The organism is Candidatus Corynebacterium faecigallinarum (assembly GCF_052264515.1).
Classification (GTDB): Bacteria; Actinomycetota; Actinomycetes; order Mycobacteriales; family Mycobacteriaceae; genus Corynebacterium; species Corynebacterium faecigallinarum.
The window spans coordinates 16649-37358 of the sequence record NZ_JBQQOC010000005.1 but is presented as its reverse complement, the minus strand read 5'-3'; the positions used below and the strand labels follow the sequence as shown (position 1 = coordinate 37358).

Annotated in this window: 17 protein-coding genes; 4 read left to right on the top strand and 13 right to left on the bottom strand. The window is 67.7% G+C overall.

The window, feature by feature from the left end; translation table 11 throughout:
- Positions 1-213: 213 nt before the first annotated feature.
- The 6 genes from exaC to ACTXPP_RS03765 all read right to left on the bottom strand — a co-directional run bounded on the left by exaC (position 214) and on the right by ACTXPP_RS03765 (position 4540).
- The gene (gene exaC, locus ACTXPP_RS03790; protein WP_301520966.1) at positions 214-1755 is read right to left on the bottom strand and encodes an acetaldehyde dehydrogenase ExaC; all 1542 of its coding nucleotides are present in this window, start codon (positions 1753-1755) and stop codon (positions 214-216) included.
- Between the two features lie 133 nt (positions 1756-1888).
- Entirely contained in the window at positions 1889-2356 is a 468-nt protein-coding gene (locus tag ACTXPP_RS03785; RefSeq protein ID WP_441583504.1) for a DoxX family protein, read from the bottom strand.
- Between the two features lie 94 nt (positions 2357-2450).
- Positions 2451-3209: a class I SAM-dependent methyltransferase gene (locus tag ACTXPP_RS03780; protein ID WP_301496515.1), complete on the bottom strand. Its 759-nt coding sequence runs from the start codon at positions 3207-3209 to the stop codon at positions 2451-2453.
- Between the two features lie 48 nt (positions 3210-3257).
- A complete protein-coding gene (locus tag ACTXPP_RS03775; protein ID WP_301496517.1) occupies positions 3258-3509 on the bottom strand; it encodes a Smr/MutS family protein in 252 nt (83 codons plus the stop codon).
- A complete protein-coding gene (locus ACTXPP_RS03770; RefSeq protein ID WP_301496519.1) occupies positions 3506-4081 on the bottom strand; it encodes an isochorismatase family protein in 576 nt (191 codons plus the stop codon). The genes ACTXPP_RS03775 and ACTXPP_RS03770 overlap by 4 nt, the downstream gene beginning before the upstream one ends.
- A gap of 42 nt (positions 4082-4123) precedes the next feature.
- A complete protein-coding gene (locus ACTXPP_RS03765; protein WP_301496521.1) occupies positions 4124-4540 on the bottom strand; it encodes a hypothetical protein in 417 nt (138 codons plus the stop codon).
- Positions 4541-5251: 711 nt separating this feature from the next.
- On the opposite strand from ACTXPP_RS03765, the gene ACTXPP_RS03760 reads away from it, so the two are divergent.
- Positions 5252-5626: a nuclear transport factor 2 family protein gene (locus ACTXPP_RS03760; RefSeq protein WP_301496524.1), complete on the top strand. Its 375-nt coding sequence runs from the start codon at positions 5252-5254 to the stop codon at positions 5624-5626.
- A 102-nt stretch (positions 5627-5728) separates the two neighbouring features.
- On the top strand, positions 5729-7018 hold the full coding sequence (locus tag ACTXPP_RS03755) for an NAD(P)/FAD-dependent oxidoreductase (protein WP_443340960.1): 1290 nt from the start codon (positions 5729-5731) through the stop codon (positions 7016-7018).
- Between the two features lie 36 nt (positions 7019-7054).
- Here the strand turns inward: ACTXPP_RS03755 and ACTXPP_RS03750 are convergent, their stop codons facing one another.
- The 3 genes from ACTXPP_RS03750 to ACTXPP_RS03740 all read right to left on the bottom strand — a co-directional run bounded on the left by ACTXPP_RS03750 (position 7055) and on the right by ACTXPP_RS03740 (position 13107).
- Positions 7055-8431, bottom strand: coding sequence for a M1 family metallopeptidase (locus tag ACTXPP_RS03750; protein ID WP_301496528.1), 1377 nt, complete (start codon positions 8429-8431; stop codon positions 7055-7057).
- A 10-nt stretch (positions 8432-8441) separates the two neighbouring features.
- Positions 8442-12353, bottom strand: a complete 3912-nt coding sequence (locus ACTXPP_RS03745) for a Pls/PosA family non-ribosomal peptide synthetase (RefSeq protein ID WP_443340957.1) — start codon at positions 12351-12353, stop codon at positions 8442-8444.
- Positions 12354-12489: 136 nt separating this feature from the next.
- Positions 12490-13107, bottom strand: a complete 618-nt coding sequence (locus ACTXPP_RS03740) for an ATP-binding cassette domain-containing protein (protein WP_443340956.1) — start codon at positions 13105-13107, stop codon at positions 12490-12492.
- Between ACTXPP_RS03740 and ACTXPP_RS03735 the strand changes: the two genes are divergently transcribed.
- Entirely contained in the window at positions 13106-14026 is a 921-nt protein-coding gene (locus ACTXPP_RS03735; RefSeq protein ID WP_443340955.1) for a condensation domain-containing protein, read from the top strand. The genes ACTXPP_RS03740 and ACTXPP_RS03735 overlap by 2 nt on opposite strands.
- 135 nt (positions 14027-14161) lie before the next feature.
- Here the strand turns inward: ACTXPP_RS03735 and ACTXPP_RS03730 are convergent, their stop codons facing one another.
- The 4 genes from ACTXPP_RS03730 to ACTXPP_RS03715 are packed head-to-tail and all read right to left on the bottom strand — an operon-like array spanning position 14162 to position 19510.
- On the bottom strand, positions 14162-14647 hold the full coding sequence (locus ACTXPP_RS03730) for an SRPBCC family protein (protein WP_301498261.1): 486 nt from the start codon (positions 14645-14647) through the stop codon (positions 14162-14164).
- A gap of 24 nt (positions 14648-14671) precedes the next feature.
- Entirely contained in the window at positions 14672-15688 is a 1017-nt protein-coding gene (locus ACTXPP_RS03725; RefSeq protein ID WP_443340953.1) for an MsnO8 family LLM class oxidoreductase, read from the bottom strand.
- A 40-nt stretch (positions 15689-15728) separates the two neighbouring features.
- A complete protein-coding gene (locus ACTXPP_RS03720; protein ID WP_443340952.1) occupies positions 15729-17708 on the bottom strand; it encodes an ABC transporter ATP-binding protein in 1980 nt (659 codons plus the stop codon).
- Positions 17705-19510: an ABC transporter ATP-binding protein gene (locus ACTXPP_RS03715; protein WP_443340950.1), complete on the bottom strand. Its 1806-nt coding sequence runs from the start codon at positions 19508-19510 to the stop codon at positions 17705-17707. Before ACTXPP_RS03715 ends, ACTXPP_RS03720 begins: the two co-directional genes overlap by 4 nt.
- Before the next feature lie 274 nt (positions 19511-19784).
- Here ACTXPP_RS03715 and ACTXPP_RS03710 point away from each other — a divergent pair, with 274 nt between their 5' ends.
- On the top strand, positions 19785-20687 hold the full coding sequence (locus ACTXPP_RS03710; RefSeq protein WP_443340948.1) for a cutinase family protein: 903 nt from the start codon (positions 19785-19787) through the stop codon (positions 20685-20687).
- Positions 20688-20710: the final 23 nt, after the last annotated feature.

The following is a 20710-nucleotide window of genomic DNA, read 5'->3' as shown; positions in this document are numbered from 1 at the left end:
CGATGATCGCGGCGACGGAGCGCCGACGTGGTGCGTTCAGCATTGAACTCATTCCTCGAAAGTAATGATGTCTTTCTCGAAAGTACTCGTGTCGGCGGTGGTCGGCCCGGCATAGCCGAAACCGGCACCGGGCGTGGACGCCCGATGCCGGCGGAGTGGACCGGACGATGCCGGCTGGTTACGTGGGCCTGCATCAGTCCCGGGAACTGGCCTTTAGAACAGGCCGTTGGGGTTCTGGTCGTAGGACCACAGCAGGTTCTTGGTCTGCTGGTAGTGGTCCAGCATCATCAGGTGGGTCTCGCGACCGATACCGGACTTCTTGTAGCCACCGAAGGCAGCGTGTGCCGGGTAGGAGTGGTAGTTGTTCACCCACACACGACCGGACTGGATGGTGCGACCAGCACGGTAGGCCTTCTGGTTGTCGCGGGACCAGACGCCGGCGCCGAGACCGTACTCGGTGTCGTTGGCGATCTCCATGGCCTCGTCGAAGTCCTTGAAGGTGGTGACCGCCAGCACGGGGCCGAAGATCTCCTCCTGGAAGCAGCGCATGGAGTTGTTGCCCTTCAGGACGGTCGGCTCCACGTACAGGCCGTTCTCCAGGCCGGGCACCTGACGCACGCCGCCACCGATGAGCACCTCTGCGCCCTCCTCGGGGCCGGACTTGAGGTAGCCGGTAATCTTGTCCATCTGCTCCAGGGACGCCTGCGCACCGATCATGGTGGCCGGGTCCAGCGGGTTGCCGGCATTGATCGAGGCGACGCGCTTCACGGCGAGGTCGAGGAACTCGTCGGCGATGTCCTCCTGAATCAGGGCACGCGACGGGCAGGTGCACACCTCACCCTGGTTCAGGGCGAACATGGCGAAGCCCTCGAGGGTCTTCTCCCGGAAGGCGTCGTCCTCATCCATGATGTCGTTGAAGAAGACGTTCGGGGACTTGCCGCCAAGCTCCAGGGTGACCGGGATGAGCTTGTCCGCCACGGACTTGTTGATGATCTTGCCGACCTCGGTGGAACCGGTGAAGGCGATCTTGTCGATGCGGTCGGACGCGGTGAGAGCAGCACCGGCCTCCTCGCCGAGGCCGTTGACGATGTTGAGCACACCCTCGGGCAGGATGTCGGCGATGAGTTCGGCGACGACCAGGAGCGAGGCCGGGGTCTGCTCGGCGGGCTTCAGGACGATCGCGTTGCCGGCCGCGAGGGCCGGGCAGATCTTCCACGCCGCCATGAGGATCGGGAAGTTCCAGGGGATGATCTGGCCGACCACGCCGAGGGGCTCGTGGAAGTGGTAGGCGACCGTGTTCTCGTCGATCTGCGACAGGGTGCCCTGCTGGGCACGGAGTGCGCCGGCGTAGTAGCGGAAGTGATCGATGGCCAGCGGGACGTCGGCGGCGAGTGTCTCACGCACGGACTTGCCGTTGTCCCAGGTCTCGGCGACGGCCAGCATCTCGAGGTTCTCCTCGAGACGGTCGGCGATCTTCAGCAGGACACGGGAGCGCTCCTGGACGGAGGTCTTGCCCCAGGCGGGTGCGGCGGCGTGTGCTGCGTCGACAGCCTTCTCGATGTCTGCCGCCTTGGACCGGGCCACCTCGGTGAACACCTTGCCGTCGACCGGGCTGATGTTCTCGAAGTACTGGCCGTCCACGGGCGGGACCCACTGTCCGCCGATGAAGTTCTCGTAGCGGGGCTTGAACGTGATCAGGGAACCTTCGGTACCGGGGGCAGCGTAGGCATTGCTGGTGGTGGCGGTAGCGGTCATGTTAGTTACTCCATCTGGGCCGGGTACTGTCCGGCCGTCGGGGTCAGCGGTTACCAACCCCAAACCTAGAGGACGCCCGATGTGATGTCCACCACTATTTTTATATACCGTTAATCACATCACAGAAATGCTCTTACGCCGCAGGTGAGAGGGACCGCTTTCGGCCGAACACCAGGCGATCCAGGCTGAACCGTCCTCCGGCAAGTGCCCCCGCCAGTGCCGCCCCCGCGGCGAGTGCCAGAACAAGCTCGTACCCCCCGTCACCGACGAAGATGGTGCCCGCCTCCCGGTGTGCGTACCAGAATGCGCCGGCCATGTCAGCCACCACCAGCAGGGCGACGACCGGAGTGAACAGACCGACGATGAGCAGCGCGCCGCCGACGAGCTCGACGGTGGCGGCGAAGATCGCGGCAGCGGTTGCAGCCGGGACGCCCATGCCCTCGAAGCCCCGGGCGGTGGCGTCGATGCCGTTGGTGAAGAATTTCTGCCAACCGTGGGCGAAGAGGATCACTCCCACGGCGACGCGGGAGACGAGGATGACGATGTCGCTGACGACACCAGAGAAGGAGGACGTGCCGGAAGCAGAGGTTGCGCTGCCCATGACGGGACCTTTCATAAGGGGACGCGCAGACAGGTCACGCCTGCGCCAATGACAGACCCACCCTAGCGCAGATAGGTGACATGTCAAGTATCTGCTAGAGACGCCCCACCCTCACCGCTACCGGCCAGGACACCAGCCGCGGCCGACCGTTGTCGCCCCAGATCCGCACGATGTCCTCGGAGAACGACTGGAAGAGATCGGAGCGTCCCTCCTGCTCCGCCTTGCGCACCGCCGACCACGTCCCGATGTACCCCAGGAACGCCTCACGGTCGAGGTCGGCGTCGATGCTCAGCTCCGGGGCCCCGACCTCCTCGAAGGGGAAGGGCATCGTCCGGTACCCCTCCTCGACGAACTTGCGCTCCGGGTCCCAGTACTGGCCGATCTCGTCGTAGTAGAAGCGTCCGAACCTCTCCTGGACATCCTGGTCGGCGATCCGCAGGATCCCGTAGCTGACCAGCGCGATCAGCGCGCCGTCGCGTCCGACCCGGCGCGCCTCGGCGTAGAAGTCCGGCAGCGAGAACCAGTGCGCCGACTGCGCGGCGGTGACCAGGTCCACCGAGCTGTCCTCCAAGGGCAGGTCCTCCGCCCGCGCGACCTGGTAGGTGATGTTCGGGTGCTCGACCGCCGCGGCGACCTGCGACTCGCTCGGATCGACGCCGATGACCCGGTCAAAATGGTTCGCGAGCTGCGACGACAGCTGGCCGGTACCGCAGCCCACGTCCACCGCCAGACCCGTCGACGGCACCAGGTCGGCCAGGAAGGACGACACCTGGGTCGGGTAGCTGGGCCGGTAGGTGGCGTACTCCGCACCGCCGGTGAACCAGTTGCTGGGGACGCTGCTCTGATCGGTCATGGTGCCAGCGTACCTGCGTCGGCGGTGCGTCCCGGCTGTGCTCAACCGTCAGTGCTTGAAGTGGACGAACACCCGTCCATGGTTCTTGCTGTCCTTCTCCACCCGGTGGTAGCGGGCCTTGACGTCCTTCCGGTCCAGGTAGCGCAGGACCCGCTTCTTCAGCTGCCCGCTCCCCTTCCCCGGGATGATCTCCACGGACTTGGCCTTGGTCCGCTCCGCCTCATCCATGACGTCGTCCAGGGCGCGGTCGATGTCCTTGCTCCTGTTGTAGATGTCGTGCAGGTCAAGCTTGAGTTTCATGGGTGTCCTTCTGTGGAGACTTCGACCTCGGCCGCAGTCACCGCCGCGGCCGTGCGCCCCGGTGCCGTCTGGGTACCCCAGTAGAGGTTCGTGTGGGTAATGACCTGCTCCACCGGCGGCGCACCGTACTTCGTCTTGTCGCCGGCAGTGTGCGCATCGGACACCAGGGTCACGTCATAACCACGGACGAATCCGCCGTGGATGGTGCTGCGAATGCAGGCATCGGTCTCGGCTCCGGCAACGAGGAGGCGGCCAACCCCGAGACCAGCGAGGACATCCTCCAGGTCCGTGTCCTCGAAAGCATCACGGTACTGCTTGACCACGACAGGTTCCTGGGCCTGACTGCGGAGTTCCTCAAGCTCGGTAACGAACTCGGCCTCCGGTGCCCCGGCAGGAAGTTGCGGTACGTGATGCCGTACCCACACCACCGGCGTCCCGGCGTCCCGCGCCCGCTGCACCAGCCCGGCGATGTTCCCCACCACCTCATCACGACGGTGCGCACCGTCGACGACAAGGTTCTGCACGTCGATCATCAGCAGCGCGGTGTTCGGACGATCCGGGAGCATAGTCATGGCCCCACGGTACGTGCGCCGGACTGGCCCATCCGCACGAGATCACCGCCGCGGCCAGGCCCCCAGCGCCAGGACGGCAAGCACGACCTGCAGCGTCCCGGTGGCGAACATGACCCCCTGCAGGACGAACCACTCCATCATCATCGCCAGCTCCACGAAGATCCAGATCAGCATCACAAGGCCGGCGGCGGCGTGCAGCTCCCACGCCAGGTGACGTCGGCGTAGCTGTGCGATGACCGCCAGCACCTGCGTCCCGCCGACGACCACCGCGAGGATCACCCCGGGCCACAGGTAGGAGGTGAACGGGGTGGGGTCCAGCCAGGACCCGTCGAACCCGGCGCCGTCGCCGAACACCATCGCCAGTGCGCCGCCGATCGCGGAGACCGCCTGGACGACGGCGAGTACGATGAGCGCTCCGCGCAGGAACAGGTTGGGCTGGGACGCTGGCGGGGTGTTCACAAGGCCCATTGTCCCACGGCCCCACGGCCCCATGGTCACAGCCGCGTGGAGTGGTCAATCCGTCACGCGCCTGCACGCGTGCGGCTGCCTCCTCCACCATCACCGGTCGCGGTCCGCACCATACGGACGCTGCAACCACCCGCGCCAGTGCAGCGCGCCCGTCGTCCAGAGTGATGGCGCCGAGCACATAGGCCCGGGCAAAGCCGTCTGCTGCACCAAGGATCGCCTGCATCGCAGCATCGGAGACTCCACCCTCGGCGGAGTACGGCAGCAACGCACGGCGACAGCGGTCACTGAAGGCCCGGTCCGCATCCTGGCGCAACTCCTCAAGCTCCGGCGAACCTGACGGCGTTGCAGGACGCATCGCCAAGACGGTCGAGAACATCGTCGACGGAGTGATCAATGCCCGCGTAGCGGTGGCATCGTCTTAGTGCCATGATCCGAGGGTCGGGGCCGGGGCCGCGGTTGGCCCTACGGGCAGGTGCCGCGGGCCGTGCGTACCGCTCCGTGACGAAAACCTGGTTCCGCTGCCGACGGAAGGGCCAATCCGTCACGCAGCGGCACGCTCGCGGGTCGGCGGTGAGGAGCAGTGCAGCGGCGTCCCGCCTGAACGGTGCCCCGCCGATGACCTGTTCGGACGATCCGTGAGCGTAGCCGAGGCACCCACGTACCCCTGGTGGACGGGACCGATGAGTCCGTAGGATCGCGATCATGGATGCCTTTACTCTGGGCGAACTCCTCGCACTTGAGCATGCAGGCTGGCAGTCACTCTGCGAGTCGCGTGGCGGCTCCTACTACGGTCCACTGATGATGCCGGAAGCCCTCTTCATCCTGGTGGACGGGTCAACGATGACCCGAGACGAGATCACCGACTCACTGGACGGCATGCCTGGTTGGGACTCCTACGACATCTCCGATGCCACACTGCTCCCGCTCGGCTCCGATGCAGCGGCACTCACGTACCGGGCAACCTCATCGCGGGCCGACCTTGCCGAGCCTTTCACCGCCCTGATGTCTAGTGTCTACCGACGCGTCGAGGGCCAGGCTCGGTTGAGTCTGTACCAACAGACCAGCACTTCAGTCTGACGCGGCGGGCTCCCTGCTTATTCCCTGACGGTCCCCTACCGACCCATTACCGACTCCGTGAGAGCCGGGGGCTGCCGTGTGGAGAGGCGTAGCCTCGGAGGTATGTCACACCACAAGTTGCAGGAATCCTACGATCACGTCATCGTCGGCGGCGGCGTGGCCGCTGACAAGGCAGTACGCGCCATCAACGAGCGTACGCCCGACGCCAGCGTCCTCATCATCACGCGCGATGCGGAAGGGCCGGTGTTCCGACCGGACCTGACCAAGGGCCTCTGGCTCGACGACTCCACCACCGTCGAGGACATCGCCTTGGGCACCGCGGACGACACCGGCGCCCAGCTGGCCACCGGCACCACCGTGACCTCGATCGACCCGTCCTCCCACACCGTCACCACGGACAGCGGAGACTCAGTAGACACCGTCGCCTACGGCACCCTGCTGCTGGCGACCGGGGCGTCCCCGAAGACGCTGGACGGCACTGGCGGCACCGACGGCACCGACGGCACCGGCGGCACCGGCGATGACCGCGTCGCCTATATCCGCAGCCTCTCCGACTACCGGACGCTGCGTGAGAAGGTCACCGCCGGCACCCGCGTCGCGGTGGTCGGTGGCGGCTACATCGGGTCCGAGGCCGCGGTGGCACTCAATGCCGTCGGCGCCACCGTGGACCTCTACACGCCCGACGAGCGGGTGCTGGGGCACATGTTCCCCGCCTCCATCACCGACCACCTCGAAGAGGTCTACGCCGCCAAGGGCGTGACCGTGCACCACGGTTTCCAGCTCGACCACCTCGACACCGGCGACACCAGCGGCACCAGCAGCACCGCGCTGACCCTGGTGCCGACCGACGGGGATGCAGTGTCCGCCGATGTGGCGGTCATCGGCTTCGGTGCGGTCCTGGAGACCGGGCTCGCGCAGGACGCCGGCCTCGCCCTGGAGGACGGCGGGGTCGCCGTCGACATCTCCCTGAGCACCAGCGCCCCCGACGTCTACGCCGCCGGTGACATCGCCGTGTTCACCGATCCGCTGCTCGGTCGCAGGCACGTCGAGCATGTCGACAACGCCGAGCAGTCCGGCACGGTCGCGGGCACGAACATGGCCGGTGGGGCGGAATCCTACGAGTACACCCCACTGTTCTTCTCCGACATCTTCGACGACGGCTACGAGGCGGTCGGCACGCTGAGCACCGAGCTGGATGTCGTCGAGGACTGGAACGATGACCGCACCGCCGCCGTGGTCTACTACCTGCGCGATCAGGTGGTGCAGGGCGTCCTGCTGTGGAACACCTGGGACAGTGTCCCGGCGGCGCGCAAGATCCTGTCCGCGTCGAAGGCCGGGACGCTCAGCGTGGATGACCTCCCCGGCTCCATCCCGGTCGGCGACGGGGAGTAGGAGGAACACGGGGAGTAGGAGGAACCGGGGCTACGACTAGACCGCCGGCAGGTCAGGCAGCGCGGTGTCGTGCAACCATGCCTGCCAGATCTCGTCAAGCGGTTCGGGGCTCACCGAGTCGGCCAGTGCGGTGAACTCGTCGGTGGTCGCCAGTCGGTGCTTCCTGCTGTCGGTCCAGGTGCGCAGAAGATCCCGGAACACCTCGTCACCGAGGGTGCGCCGGAGCGTCTCGAGCAGCAGCGCGCCACGCTTGTAGACGCGGTCGTCGAACATGTCGACAGCACCCGGGTCGAGGAGCCGCAGATCCTGCGGCAGGTCCGCGAGCCGCGCATGGTGCTGCTCGGCGCACTCGGCGATCGTCGGTCCGTCCGACTCCTGCGACCACACCCACTCGGCGAAACAGGCGAACCCCTCGTTGAGCCAGATGTCCTCCCACCGGGAGAGGCCGACACTGTTGCCGAACCACTGGTGGGCGAGTTCGTGCGCGATGAGTCGTTGCTCCGACTCCTCACAGTGGTTCAGTCCGAAGGATGCCAGTCCCTGCGCTTCGAGGGGGATCTCCAGGTCTTCATCGACGACGACGATCGTCAGATCCTCCTGCGGATAGTCGCCGAACCAGTCCTCGTAGACCGCCACCATGTCGGGCACCGGCGAGAACGCCTCCCGCACGAGGCCGGAGTGGGCCGGCGGGGCAACGAGTCTGGCGGATTCGGCACCTCGTGGAGCACGTCCGGTGACGGACCGTGCCCCGCCGCGCACCGCGCCGACGACGACGTCCCCCAGCGTGGTCAGACGGAACGCGTACTCCTTGTACTCCCCCACGTGCACGGCGAGCAGGTAGGTCGCGGTCGGCACATGGCTCTCGAACCGCCAGTTCAGCTTCCGTCCCGCGGACGTCACCCGCCCTGGAACACCTGTCACCGCAACGAAGAACTCCGGGTCGCACGTGACATCGATGTCGTAGGTGCCACGGTCGTCGACACGGTCGTTGCAGGGGAACCACGTGGGTGCACCGCACGGCTGAGAGGCGACGAGCGCACCGTTCGTGAGTTCCTCCCAGCCGACCTCGCCCCAGTGCGACGGTCGCGGCGCAGGCTTGCCGGCGTAGTCGATGGCGACGGACAGCGAGGTCCCGGGCTGCAGGGCGGATCCGAAGCGCACGCGCAGCGCATGCTTCTCCCGCTTCAGCTGCTTGTGCACTTTCCCGTCGACGCGCACCTTGCCTGCGCTGAGCCCGACGAGGTCGAAGCGCAGGTCCCGGGTCTCCTCGAGCACGCGCACATCGAATTCGGCACGCCCCTCGAGCCGGTTGGTGCGCGGGGTGTAGTCGAGTGCGAGCGTTGTGTGCGCGACCGAGAAACGCGAGTCACCGGAGTCCGGGAGGTACGGGTGCGGGGCGGGGGTCATGGGCATTGGACTGATCCTATGTCGTTGACTGGTAAGCGCGCACCTTGACGGCTTTCCAGGGTCCGATCGGGTTTCCGCTCCACCGGGAGCCGACGGGCACGCTCTCCCCGCGCATCACGAGCGAGGCCGGGCCGACGGTGGCGTGTGCACCGATCGACGCGGCGGGCAGGATCACACTGTGCGGGCCGAGAGTCGCCCCGTCCTCGAGTTCGACGCGGTCCATGCTCATGATGCGGTCGTGGAACAGGTGCGTCTGTACGACGCAGCCCCGGTTGACCGTGGAACCGTCGCCGAGGGTCACCAGGTCAGGTTCGGGCAGCCAGTACGAGTCACACCACACGCCCTTGCCGATGTTGGCGCCGAGGGAGCGCAGCCAGACGGCCATCGCAGGGGTCCCGACGGCGGCCCGGGCGAACCAGGGCGCCGCAAGCATCTCGGTGAAGGTGTCGCTCACCTCGGTGCGCCACACGAAGCTCGACCACAGCGGCCGCTCCCCGTCCCGGATCGGTCCCACGATCAGCCACTTCGCGACGGTGGAGATCGCTGCCGCGACAGCACCGGCGGTGAGCATCACGATGCCCGACAGCAGGAGGGTCCACCACGGACCCAGCGAAGACCAGAGCCACGCGAAGACGCAGAGCACCGCGACGCCGAGCAGGCTCGAGACGAGCACCGGCACGAACCGGCACAGTTCCCACAGGGTGCGCGCGACCCTCAGCGCCATCCCGGGATTGTAGGTGCGCTCGTCGTCGCCGGACTGCGTCGCACGGCGCAGTCGGGTCGGCGGCGACCCGAGCCACGACGAACCCGACTTCGATTTACCGGGGGCCACCGACAGGACCGCGACCAGCGAGCGTTTCGCGACCTTGTGCCCGGGACCGGCCATCCCCGAGTTGCCGAGGAAGGCACGCTTCCCGATGCGCACTGGTGCGATCCTCAGCCAGCCCCGGTGCAGTTCATAGGACGCGACCATCGTGTCGTCGGCGAGGAACGCGCCCTCGTCGATACGTGTCATCGTCGGCAGCAGCAGGACGGTTGACGCCTCGACGTTCGGTCCGACACGGGCGCCCAGCATTCGCAGCCACACAGGGGTGAACAGGCTCGAGTACATCGGGAAGAGGAAGCTACGGGCAGCATCCAGCAGTCGCTCCGTGGTCCACACCTGCCACCCGATGCGGCTGTGCACCGGGTACGTCCCCTCCTCCACACCGATCGAGCACAGGCGTACGAGCACGAGGACCGAGCCTGCGTACACGAGGCCGACGGCGAGCACCGCCGGCACGAGCCAGACGAGCGAGCCGGACAGTGCCTGCCAGGGCGTGTCGGCGCCCGCGATCCCGATCGCGAGGATCGCGGCTCCCGCCGAGAACGCCACGAAGGGCTGCAGGGCCAGGCCTACCGACGAGACGCCGTAGGCGACCTTCCACGCCCGCGACTGCGTCGCTTTCTTCTCCGGCCATTTGCCTGAGCCACTCCGCGACGTTCCCCGGGCGCCACCGGTGCGCACGGCGGGCGATCCGCCCCAGCGCTGGCCCGACTTCACTCGGCCGAAGACGGCGGAGCCGGGGGCGATCTCCGCCCCGTCGTCGATGCGGGTGCCGGGGGCCAGCGTCGACCGTGCTCCGACGGTGACGTTGCGGCCGATGCGCACCGGGCCGACGCGCAGCAGGTCACCGTCGATCCAGTACCCGGTGAGGTCGGTCTCGGGTTCGATCGCCGAGTTCCGGCCGATCTCGAGCATCCCGGTGATCGGCGGCAACGCGTGCAGTGACACGTCGCGCTCCACCGTCGCGCCGAGAAGTCGTGCGTACATCGTGATCCACGGCGCACCGGCAAGACCGACGGCATCGATCTGGGCCGCGAACTGTTCGGCGAGCCAGAGGCGCATGTGGGTGGCACCGCCGCGCGGGTAGTCACCGGGGGCGAGTCCCCTCAGCAGCAGGCGGGCCGCGAGTGCGGCGATTCCCATGCGGCCGAACGGCGTGGCCACGACGAGGATCGTGACGATGAGCACCCACCAGGGCACACTCGGCATGACGCTGAAGGCGTCGGCGTCGATCGCGGTGAGGATCGTGCCCGCGGTGAGGAGATAGACGAGCCACCGCACCCCGCTCGCGATGAACAGCGGGATCCCGGCGAGAGTCTGCAGCCACTGTGTGCGACGCGGCGTCGGGACGGGACGGCGGAAGGTGTCGGAGGTGGACTGCTCGTCGGTCGCGGCAACCGCTTTCGCCATCGCCGCCAACCGCGGCACATCATAGACGTCGGCTACCGAGAACTCGGGCACCCTGGCGCGGATCCGGCTGACGAGCTGGGCCGCAGCAAGAGACCCACCGCCGAGGTCGAAGAAGTCGGTGTCGGTACCCGGGACAGGCATTCCGAGGACTGCCTCCCACTGCTCCGCCAGCCACTGCTCGGCCTCCGTGCGGGGCGCCTCGCCCTCTCCCGAGCCGTGCTGTGCCGCCCCGCCTCCGGTCGCCGACGGCGGAAGCGGCCATGGCAGTGCCGCACGGTCCACCTTGCCGGACGTTCTGGTGGGCAGTTCGTCGACGACGGCGAGCACTGGCATCACCCCCGCCGCGAGACGCGAGGCGAGATGTTCGCGGGCCCTGCCGCGGTCGAGTTCGCCGCCGCCCTCGCCGCCCTCGCCCCCCTCAACGACGAGGTAGCCGACCAGCAACGGCACATCCGCCTCACTCTTCCGGACCGCGGCGGCCGCCGCGGTCACACCGGGCAGATCCTGCAGCGCATTCTCCACCTCCCCGAGTTCGACGCGGCGCCCACCGACCTTCACCTGGTCGTCGGCGCGTCCGACGAAGATGAGGCCGTCCTCCTCGTACCGCACGAGGTCGCCCGAGCGGTAGGCACGATCCCACCCGAGGGTGGGCATCGGTGCATACTTCTCCGCGTCCTTCGCGGGATCGAGGTAGCGGGCGAGGCCCACCCCGCCGATGATGAGCTCCCCCTGTTCTCCCGGCGCGACCCGGTGTCCCTCAGCGTCGACCACCGCAAGGTCCCAGCCGTCGAGGGGTAGGCCGATGCTGACCGGCCCGTTTCCGTCGAGCTGACAGCCGCATGCCACGACGGTCGCCTCCGTCGGGCCGTAGGTGTTCCACACCTCGCGTCCGTCCTCCGCCAGGCGTGCGACGAGTTCGGGCGGGCAGGCCTCGCCACCGAAGATGAGCAGCCGCACATTCTCGATCGCCTCGGCCGGCCACATCGCGGCGAGAGTCGGCACAGTCGAGACGACAGTGATGTTCTGGCGGACGAGCCAGCCGGCGAGATCCTCACCGCTGCGCACCAGCGCGCGGGGTGCCGGCACCAGGCACGCGCCGTGCCGCCATGCGAGCCACATCTCCTCGCAGGACGCGTCGAAGGCGACCGAGAGCCCCGCGAGCACACGGTCGCCGGGCCCGAGCGGGTCGTCCTGCAGGAAGAGGTTCGCCTCCGCGTCGACGAATGCCGCGGCCGAGCGATGCGTCACCGCAACCCCCTTCGGCACGCCGGTGGAACCCGAGGTGAAGATGATCCAGGCATCGTCGTCCGGGGTCGGGTCGTGGACAGCCGCTGCGTTATCCCTGTCCCCCCGGTCCTCTCCGGCCAGCCCGTCCCCCTGCTCACGCGGCGCATAGCCGCCGTTGCCGACGACGCCGACGGCACGGGCCTCACCGAAGACCAGTCGGGCGCGCTCATCGGTGTCGTCGACATCGACCGGAACATATGCCGCACGGGCGCGCATCACCGCCAGAATCGAAATGTAGAGCTCCCGCGAACCGGAGGCGACGCGGATCCCCACGCGGTCCCCGGGTCGCACCCCTGCCGAGCGGAGCACCGCCGCCTGGTCCTCGACGGCGTCGAGCAGTTCGGCGTAGCTCAGCGCCCCCGACCCGTCATCAATGGCGGAGGCTTCGGGATGGGACTGAGCCATCGCCCGGAGAATATCGATCAGTGTCCGCGGCGGTGCCGCGATGTCCCCGCGATTCAGGGGGGATTGGGAATCGTCATGGTGTTGCACCCCGTCAGTCAACCACGCTCAGGTGAACTCCAGGTGACGAGACCTTCGATCACAGTTCCAGGCGCTCGCCGCGCCAGCGCTTGCGCAGCCACCGGTCGTGGGACGCCACGACCACCGCGCCCGGGTAGGACGGTATCGCCTGCTCCAGCGCGGTGACCAGGGACAACGACAGGTGGTTGTCCGGCTCGTCGAGCAGCAGCACGTCCGGCGGGTCCGCCAGCAGCACTGCCAATTCCACCCTGCGCTGCTGGCCCAGGCTCAACTCAGCCAACGGCCGGGACTCGTCGCGCGGATGCACCAGTCCGAAGGTGGACAACGGCACCTGGTCTGCAAGAGGCTCCCCGACCAGGTCACGGTAGGTGCGCTCCACGGTACGGTCCTCGCCGCGGTCGTAGGGATCGGGCAGCCAGACGTCCTGCGTGAGATGCCCGACGGACACCGACGCAGCATTGACCGAACCGCCGTCCGGCACAAGCGTGCCCGCCAGCACCGCCAGCAGCGTCGACTTCCCCGACCCGTTCGGGCCGGTGACCAGCAACTTCTCCGAGCCGTTGATGCTCACCGAGGTCGCCGGCAGGCGGCCGTCGACCGCCACGGACGAGGCGACGAGGACCGGTCCTTCGACGGGATCGCCGGAGCGTCCTGCTCCGGACGTTCCTGTCGCCATGCCGGACGCCGCCCCCTACTCCGACTACCTCGACTGGTTGGGACGCCGCGACGCCCGAGTCGACGAGGACGCCTGGTCTGAGCGCCTGGACGGCCTGGAGCACGGCACCCTGGTGGGCAAGATCGCACCGCCGGTCGCCGCCGATACCGCTGACAGCGTTGATACAGTCGACACAGACAAGACAAGCGGCACAGATGGCCCCGGACGCGGCGAGTGCCTCCGCGAGGTCACCGGTGAGATGAGCGATAACAGTGCGGTGTCACCGTCCGCCCTCCTGGACCGCGCCGCCGAGGACGGGGTCACCCCGAACACGATGCTCCAGGCCGCGTGGTCGCTGAGCCTGGCGTCGCTGACCGGTGACTCCGACGTCCTCTTCGGCACCACGGTGTCGGGGCGTCCCACCGAGCTGCCGGGCATCGGAAACACCGTCGGCCTGTTCATCAACACCGTGCCCGCCCGGGCCACCGTCGACCCGGAGCAGGATCTGAACGGCCTACTAGGCACCATCGGCCGCACCCAGGCCCGGATGAGCGCGCACGACGCCACCCCGCTGGTGCGCATCGAGCAGCTCGCCGGCTGCGGCGCGTTGTTCGACTCGCTGGTGGTGCACGACAACTTCCCCGCTGCCGGGTCCGGCGACTCCGGCGCTGACGCCGACCCCGACACGATCAGCGTCGGCGAGATCCACACCGACGGCCGGACGGACTTCCCCGTCTCCGTGGTCTCACCGCCGGGTGACACCTTCCGCATCGTGCTCGCCTACCGCCCTGACCTGGTCGACCGTAAGTTCATCGACCTGGCTCACCGCACGTTGGTGAAGGTGCTGGCGTCCTATGCGATCCCGGACATCATCGAGATCGTCGACGAGTTCCCGCTGACCGGCGTCGGCAAGGTCAGCAAGAAGGCGCAGCAGACGTAGGCGGGACTGTGGGCGCGAACCGGGTCGCGTAGGGACACCTGGCTCTCCACACGCGGCGCGAAGCTAAGCGTCCCCAATTCGGTAACTCCACCACACATGGAATGACCGAATTGGGGACACTTAGCGATCAGGACGCTAGCCCTCGATGATGCCGCGGACGGTGTGCAGCGTCTCGGTGATGCCGTAGGTCGCGGTCTCCTCGCGCTGGGCCTCCTGGGCGGCGGCGTCCTCCCCGAACTTCTCCACGAAGTAGGCCTCACCCTGCTCGGTGAAACGGGTGAACTCGGTGAGGACGGTCGCGTCATCCCGGCGGTTCACCGCCTCCATCCGGAAGCCCCACTCGGTACCGGACGAGGTCACCCGCCAGGCGAACTCCACGCCCGGCTCGTCGACGATCACCTCGGAGACGGTGCTCCACTCCCGCTCGTCGGTGCGGTTGTGGCCAGTGAAGGTCGCGCCGACGCGGGAACCCGCGGGAACCTCAGCGGTGACGGCGTCGTCCCACTGCGCCTTGTAGCACTGGGCACTCCACTCCCCGGTCCGGGTGATGTCGCTGACCAGGGCGTGGACGTCCGCCGGGGAGGCGGCGACGGTGATGGAATCGCTGAGTTCATAGGCCATGGGCTCGAGGATAGTCGCCGACACTCACACCTCGATGTCTGCGAGCGCCTCGGCGATGAGCGCGCGGGACCGGCTGCGTAGCTCGGGATCGTTCAGCGCGTCCTGCACCATGATCTCGGTGACACCGAACTCCGTCACCACCGGCTGGAGCTGCTCACGCAAGGACTCCGGGGTGCCGGCCAGGCACTGCGGCAGGGCCAGCCCGTCGACCTGGGCCGGGGCGTTCTTCTGCTCCTCGGTGAGGTGGGCGTCCGCATCCGCCAGCAACCGCACCGGCCCCTGCTTCCCGGCGCGCAGATCCGCCCACATCGCACGGTTGGGCCAGGTCAGCCGCAGTGCCTCCTCCTGGGTGGGCGCGGCGACGATGTTCAGCGCGAGGATGCTCTGCGGTGACCCCGGCCCGAAGGGCGTGGCCTCGAAGTTGTCCCGGTAGGCGCTCAACGCCGCATGCGCCGAGCCGGGGTTGATGAATCCGGCGAAGGAGTAGCCGATGCCGAGCTGGCCGGCGAGACCGGCACTGCTGCCGGACGATCCAAGGGTGAACACCTCCGGAACCCCGTCGATCCCGTGGGTGGGATCCAGCGTGGCGAACGGGTGATTCTCGTCGAAAGCGTGGTGGTAGTAGGCGAGGATCTCCTGGATCTGTGTGGCGTAGTCGTCCTGCATCGGGGCACTGCGGTCGCGCTTCAGCGCGGCATCCGCCACCGGCCCCCCGGTGGCACGGCCGAGGCCGAGATCGACCCGCCCCGGCGACAGGGCCTCGAGCTGCAGGAACCTCTCCGCCACGGAGTACGGGCTGTAGTGGTTCAGCAGCACCGCCCCGGAGCCGACGCGGATGCGTTCGGTCCGGGCGGCGGCCAGGGCGATCAGTGACACCGGGTCCTGCGCGGCGTAACCGAGGGCATTGTGGTGCTCGGCGAACCAGATCCGGTGGTAGCCGAGCTGTTCGGCCTCCACCGCGGCATCGAGCGCCCGGTGCAGCGCCTCCGACTTGGAGTGTCCGGGAGTGACGGGAGCGAGTTCGACCAGGGAGTACCTCATGAGCCCATTGTCCTCATCTCACGGCGGGCGTCCACCCGGTTTACTCCACCGCGCCACCGGCGGCGAACTGGCTGCGGTACAGCTCAGCGTAGGATCCGTCGGCCTCCAACAGCTCCTCGTGGGACCCCTGCTCCACGATGGAACCGTCCACTATCACCAGGATGCGGTCGGCATCGCGGATCGTGGACAGCCGGTGCGCGATGACGAAGGACGTTCGCTGCGCACGGATCGCATTCATCGCCTGCTGCACCAGCACCTCGGTCCGGGTGTCCACCGAGGACGTCGCCTCGTCCAGGATGAGGATCTCCGGTTCGGCCAGGAACGCGCGCGCGATGGTGATCAGCTGGCGCTCGCCGGCGGACACCGAGCCGCCGTCCTGGTCGATGACGGTGTCGTAGCCTTCCGGCAGGGAGTGGACGAAGCGGTCGACGTAGGCGGCCTTCGCCGCGGTGATGACCTCCTCGTCCGTGGCGTCCAACCTGCCGTAGCGGATGTTCTCCAGGATGGTGCCCTCGAACAGGACGGCGTCCTGCAGCACCATGCCGGTGCGCGAGCGCAGGTCCGCCCGGGTCATCCTGCGGGTGTCCACGCCGTCGACGAGAATCGCTCCTCCGGTGACGTCGTAGAACCGCAGCACCAGGTTGACCATGGTGGTCTTGCCCGCGCCGGTCGGCCCGACGATGGCCACGGTCTGGCCTGGCTCCACGACCAGGTTCAGGTCGTTGATCAGCGGGACGTCCTCGGAGTAGCCGAAGTCGACGTCGCGGAACTCCACGCGACCGCGGGACGTGCGCGGCGAGACCGGCGCACCCGGCACCGCCGGTGCGTCCTGCGCACCCGGCACCGCCGGTGCGTCCTGCGCACCCGGCACCGCCGGTGCGTCCTGCGCACCCTTCGTGTCGGACGCTGCGGCGTCCACGGTGGAAACGTCCGGCACCTCCTCCCCGGCGTCGAGCAGCTCGAAGACGCGCTCGGCGGAGGCGACACCGGACTGCACCATCGTCATCATGCCGGCGAGCTCGCCGAGTGGCTGGTTGAACTCACGGGAGTACTGGATGAACGCGGTGACCGCGCCCAGGCTCATACTGCCGTTTGCCACCCGCAGCGCGCCGACCACGGCGATGATCACGTAGCTGAGGTAGTTCATGAACTGCATCAGCGGCATCATCATGCCGGACAGGAACTGCGCCTTCGCACTGGCCTGGAACAGTTCCTCGTTGTGCTCGTCGTAGGCCTTGGCCATATCGTCCTGACGACCGTAGGCAACGACCAGGTCGTGCCCGGTGAAGGACTCCTCGACATGCCCGTTGACCTTGCCGGTGTTCGCCCACTGCGCCGCATACTGCTTCTGCGCCTTCGTACCGACGATGCCGACCAGCACCGCGGTGACCGGCAGCACCGTCAACGCCAGCAGGGCCATCTGCCAGGACACGGTGAACATCATCACCGTGACACCGAGCATCATCAGGATCGAGTAGACGAAACTCGCCAACGCCTGCTGCAATGCAGCCTGCACATTGTCGATGTCGTTGGTGGTGCGCGACAGGATGTCGCCCTTCTTCTGGGCGTCGTAGTAGCGCAACGGCAGGTGGTGGACCTTGCGCTCCACATCCGACCGCAGATCCAGGACGACCTTGACCACGATGCGGTTCAGGATGAACCCCTGCGCCCAGTCGAAGACCGAGGCGATGAGGTACATGCCAAGCACCACACCGATCAGGGTGCCCAGGTGACCGAAGTCGATGGCCGTCTCGCCGGGGGCGACGTCCCCGGACCAGCGGGCGAGAACCCCGTCGTAGATCACGTCGACGGCGTCACCCAGCACCTTCGGGGCGTAGACCGACAACCCGACACAGATGACCAGCAGGCCGAAGACCCAGAACATCCCGACCTTGCGGGAGCCCATCAATCCGATCAGACGCAGCATCGACGGCCAGAAGGCCTTCGCCGAGCGCGGTGCCGACTCGCCCTCGCGGTCGGCGACCTCGAGGACCTCGGGAGTATCAGTTGCGTCACTCATCGCTGCGCCTCCATCTGGGACTCGACGATCTCCCGGTAGGTGCTGCTGGAGTCCAGCAGCTCATCGTGGGATCCGCGGGCGATGATGGTGCCCTTGTCCAGCACCAGGATCTGGTCGGCGTCGCGGATGGTGGACACCCGCTGCGCGACGGTGACGACCGCTGCGTCCTGCACGGTGGGACGCAACGCCGTGCGCAGCGCGGCGTCGGTACGCACGTCGAGGGCGGAGAAGGAGTCGTCGAAGACGTAGACGCTGGGCTTGGCGACCAGCGCGCGGGCGATGCACAGGCGCTGGCGTTGACCACCGGAGACGTCCGTGCCGCCCTGGGTGATCGGGGACGCCAGGCCGGCCTTCTCCCCGGTGCCACGGTGCCGGACGAAGTCCTCACCCTGGGCGACGCGCAGCGCGTCCCACAGCTCCTCGTCCGCGGCCTCCTGGTTGCCGAAACGCAGGTTGGACGCCACGGTCCCGGAGAACAGGTACGCCTTCTGCGGAACCAGGCCGACGTGGCGGGCCAGGTCGACGCGCGGCATCGACGCGACATCCACCCCGCCGATCACGACCTTGCCGGACGTCGGGGCGAAGAGGCGCGGAATCAGGTTGACCAGGGTCGACTTTCCGGAGCCGGTGGCCCCGATGATCGCCGTGGTCTGGCCCGGGCGCACGGTGAAATTGATGTCGTGCAGGACGGGTTCCTCGGCGCCGGGGTAGGTGAAGGAGACATTGCGGAACTCGAGCTCGGCGGTGGTGTCGGCGGCGGCTGTGTCGGCGGCGGCTGTGTCGGCGGCACTGCCGGGGACACCCAGTCGCTTGACCTGGACCTCCGGGTCCTTCTCCGGCTCAACGATCGACGGGTCGTGGTCGAGGACCTTGCTGATGCGCGCCGCACAGACCATGGCGCGCGGCAGCATCATCACCACGAACGACACCATCATCACCGCCACCAGGATCTGCAGCAGGTACTGCATGAACGCGGTCAGCGAACCGACCTCGATGGCGCCGTCCTCCACCCGGTGCCCACCGAACCACAGCACGGCCGCGGTCGCGGTGTGCAGGATGACCATGATCACCGGACCGACCAGGACGAACACCCGGCCGACGCGTTCAGACACCCAGGCGACGGCCTTGTTGGCGTCGTCGAAGCGCTTCGTCTCGAACTTCTCGCGGACGAAGGCGCGGATCACCCGGATGCCGGTGATCTGCTCGCGCATCACCAGGTTGATCCGGTCGATCCGGTCCTGCATCGACGCGAACAGCGGGACCAGCCGGGACACCATGAAGCTCACGACCACGGCGAGGACCAGCACGGACACCCAGACCAGCCAGGACAGTCCGGCGTCCTCGCGCAGGGCCATGACGATGCCGCCGATGCACATGATCGGGGTCATCACCAGGAAGCTCAATGCCATGACGAACACCATCTGCACCTGCTGGACGTCATTGGTGCCACGGGTGATCAGGGTGGGTACGCCGAAGGTGCCCATGTCCTGGGCGCTGAAGCGGTCGACGCGGCGGTAGACGTCACGGCGGATGTCGCGCCCGACGGCCATGGCCAGTCGGGCGGCGCACCAGGTGGCGGCGATGGCGGCGATGACCTGGACGAAGGCCACACCGAGCATGATGCCGCCGGTGGACCAGATGTATCCGATGTCCCCGGTGGAGACACCCTTGTCGATGATGTCGGCGTTGAGTCTGGGCAGGTACAGCGTCGCGAGGGTGGCGACTACCTGGAGGAGGATGACCGCGACGAGATACCCGGGGTACGGGCGTGCGTACGCGGCCAAAAGGCGTAGAAGTTGCACTCTTCGTACGGTACGTGAACATACGTTGACCTGCCAGGAAGCCGTCCTTTACAATACTGTGTTCAAGTTGTCCTGGGAGCAGGGGTGACTGCGGGGACCGGCGGGCGGCGGGCGGGGGACATGCGGGCAACCGGCGCAACATAGACGGAGAGGTCACGTTAGGCGCCAGAAAGTGACCTCTCCGTCTATGTTGCGCACCCCGGGTCCGCCGTAGACTACGGGTGTCTCACTTCCCCGCTCCCGAGCCAACACCGACCACGACAGGACAGCACGGATGTTCTCCTCCAAGAAGGGCTCCTCACGACGACGGACGATCCTTCTCACCGCCGGAGGGGTGGCAGTTGTCGTCGCGGTCGGCGTGACCGTCGGAGTGATCGTCACCCAGACCGGGGACGACGGCCCGACCAACGCAGCGTCCTGCAGCGACGTCGAGTTCATCGGCGTGGCCGGGTCGGGTCAGCGTGACGGCGGGCACAGCGCCGAGGACCAGATGGATGAGGAAGACATCGAAGACGAGGACTACGGGGACTCCGAGACCCCGGATGTCGACGTCGTCGCCGAGGTCGGTGACATCGTCGCGGTCACCTACGCCAACCTCGAAGCCGACCTCCCCGAGGACACGTCGATCAACCTGCGGGCGGTGGAGTACCCCGCGATGGCCGTGCCGGTGAGCCTGAAGCAGGAGACGTGGGAGGACTACTTCGAGTCCGTCGCCGAGGGTGTCTCAGCAACAAAGGACACAATCAACGACACCGTCGACGAGTGCCCGGAATCAAAGATCGTCGTCGCCGGGTGCTCCCAGGGTGCGATGGCTCTGCGACGCGCCCTGCTTGAACTCGGGTCGGTCGACAGCATCGTCGCCGGAGTCCTCATCGGCGACGGGGACAAGCTGCCCGATGACAAGGTCACGACCATCGACGACTACGACACCGACGACTACGAGGGCATCGCCCAGCTGGCCCGGGACCAGTGGGATTTCGACTCCGGTGCCTCGGAGGAGCCGCTGCCGTCCGACTGGGAGTCGCGGATCCTGTCCGCCTGCCGTGGCGGCGACGTGGTCTGCGCGCTGGAGTCTTTCGACGTCGGCAGCATCACCGACGACATCTCCGCGCACACCAACTACGACGCGGAGGACTGGCGGGAGTTCCTGGCGGACGCGGTCGCAGGCGCCAGCTGACCAGAACCGCCCCGGTCAGATGG

Excerpts from the sequence above, each read along its gene's own strand:
- ACTXPP_RS03775 (WP_301496517.1), bottom strand. The coding sequence starts at position 3,509 with ATGAAACTCAAGCTTGACCTGCACGACATCTACAACAGGAGCAAGGAC.
- ACTXPP_RS03720 (WP_443340952.1), bottom strand. The coding sequence starts at position 17,708 with ATGAGTGACGCAACTGATACTCCCGAGGTCCTCGAGGTCGCCGACCGC.
- ACTXPP_RS03745 (WP_443340957.1), bottom strand. The coding sequence starts at position 12,353 with ATGGCTCAGTCCCATCCCGAAGCCTCCGCCATTGATGACGGGTCGGGG.
- ACTXPP_RS03725 (WP_443340953.1), bottom strand. The coding sequence starts at position 15,688 with ATGAGGTACTCCCTGGTCGAACTCGCTCCCGTCACTCCCGGACACTCC.
- ACTXPP_RS03780 (WP_301496515.1), bottom strand. The coding sequence starts at position 3,209 with ATGACCGATCAGAGCAGCGTCCCCAGCAACTGGTTCACCGGCGGTGCG.
- ACTXPP_RS03740 (WP_443340956.1), bottom strand. The coding sequence starts at position 13,107 with ATGGCGACAGGAACGTCCGGAGCAGGACGCTCCGGCGATCCCGTCGAA.
- ACTXPP_RS03770 (WP_301496519.1), bottom strand. The coding sequence starts at position 4,081 with ATGACTATGCTCCCGGATCGTCCGAACACCGCGCTGCTGATGATCGAC.
- ACTXPP_RS03730 (WP_301498261.1), bottom strand. The coding sequence starts at position 14,647 with ATGGCCTATGAACTCAGCGATTCCATCACCGTCGCCGCCTCCCCGGCG.
- ACTXPP_RS03710 (WP_443340948.1), top strand. The coding sequence starts at position 19,785 with ATGTTCTCCTCCAAGAAGGGCTCCTCACGACGACGGACGATCCTTCTC.
- ACTXPP_RS03755 (WP_443340960.1), top strand. The coding sequence starts at position 5,729 with ATGTCACACCACAAGTTGCAGGAATCCTACGATCACGTCATCGTCGGC.
- ACTXPP_RS03785 (WP_441583504.1), bottom strand. The coding sequence starts at position 2,356 with ATGGGCAGCGCAACCTCTGCTTCCGGCACGTCCTCCTTCTCTGGTGTC.
- ACTXPP_RS03750 (WP_301496528.1), bottom strand. The coding sequence starts at position 8,431 with ATGCCCATGACCCCCGCCCCGCACCCGTACCTCCCGGACTCCGGTGAC.
- ACTXPP_RS03735 (WP_443340955.1), top strand. The coding sequence starts at position 13,106 with ATGCCGGACGCCGCCCCCTACTCCGACTACCTCGACTGGTTGGGACGC.
- ACTXPP_RS03760 (WP_301496524.1), top strand. The coding sequence starts at position 5,252 with ATGGATGCCTTTACTCTGGGCGAACTCCTCGCACTTGAGCATGCAGGC.
- exaC (WP_301520966.1), bottom strand. The coding sequence starts at position 1,755 with ATGACCGCTACCGCCACCACCAGCAATGCCTACGCTGCCCCCGGTACC.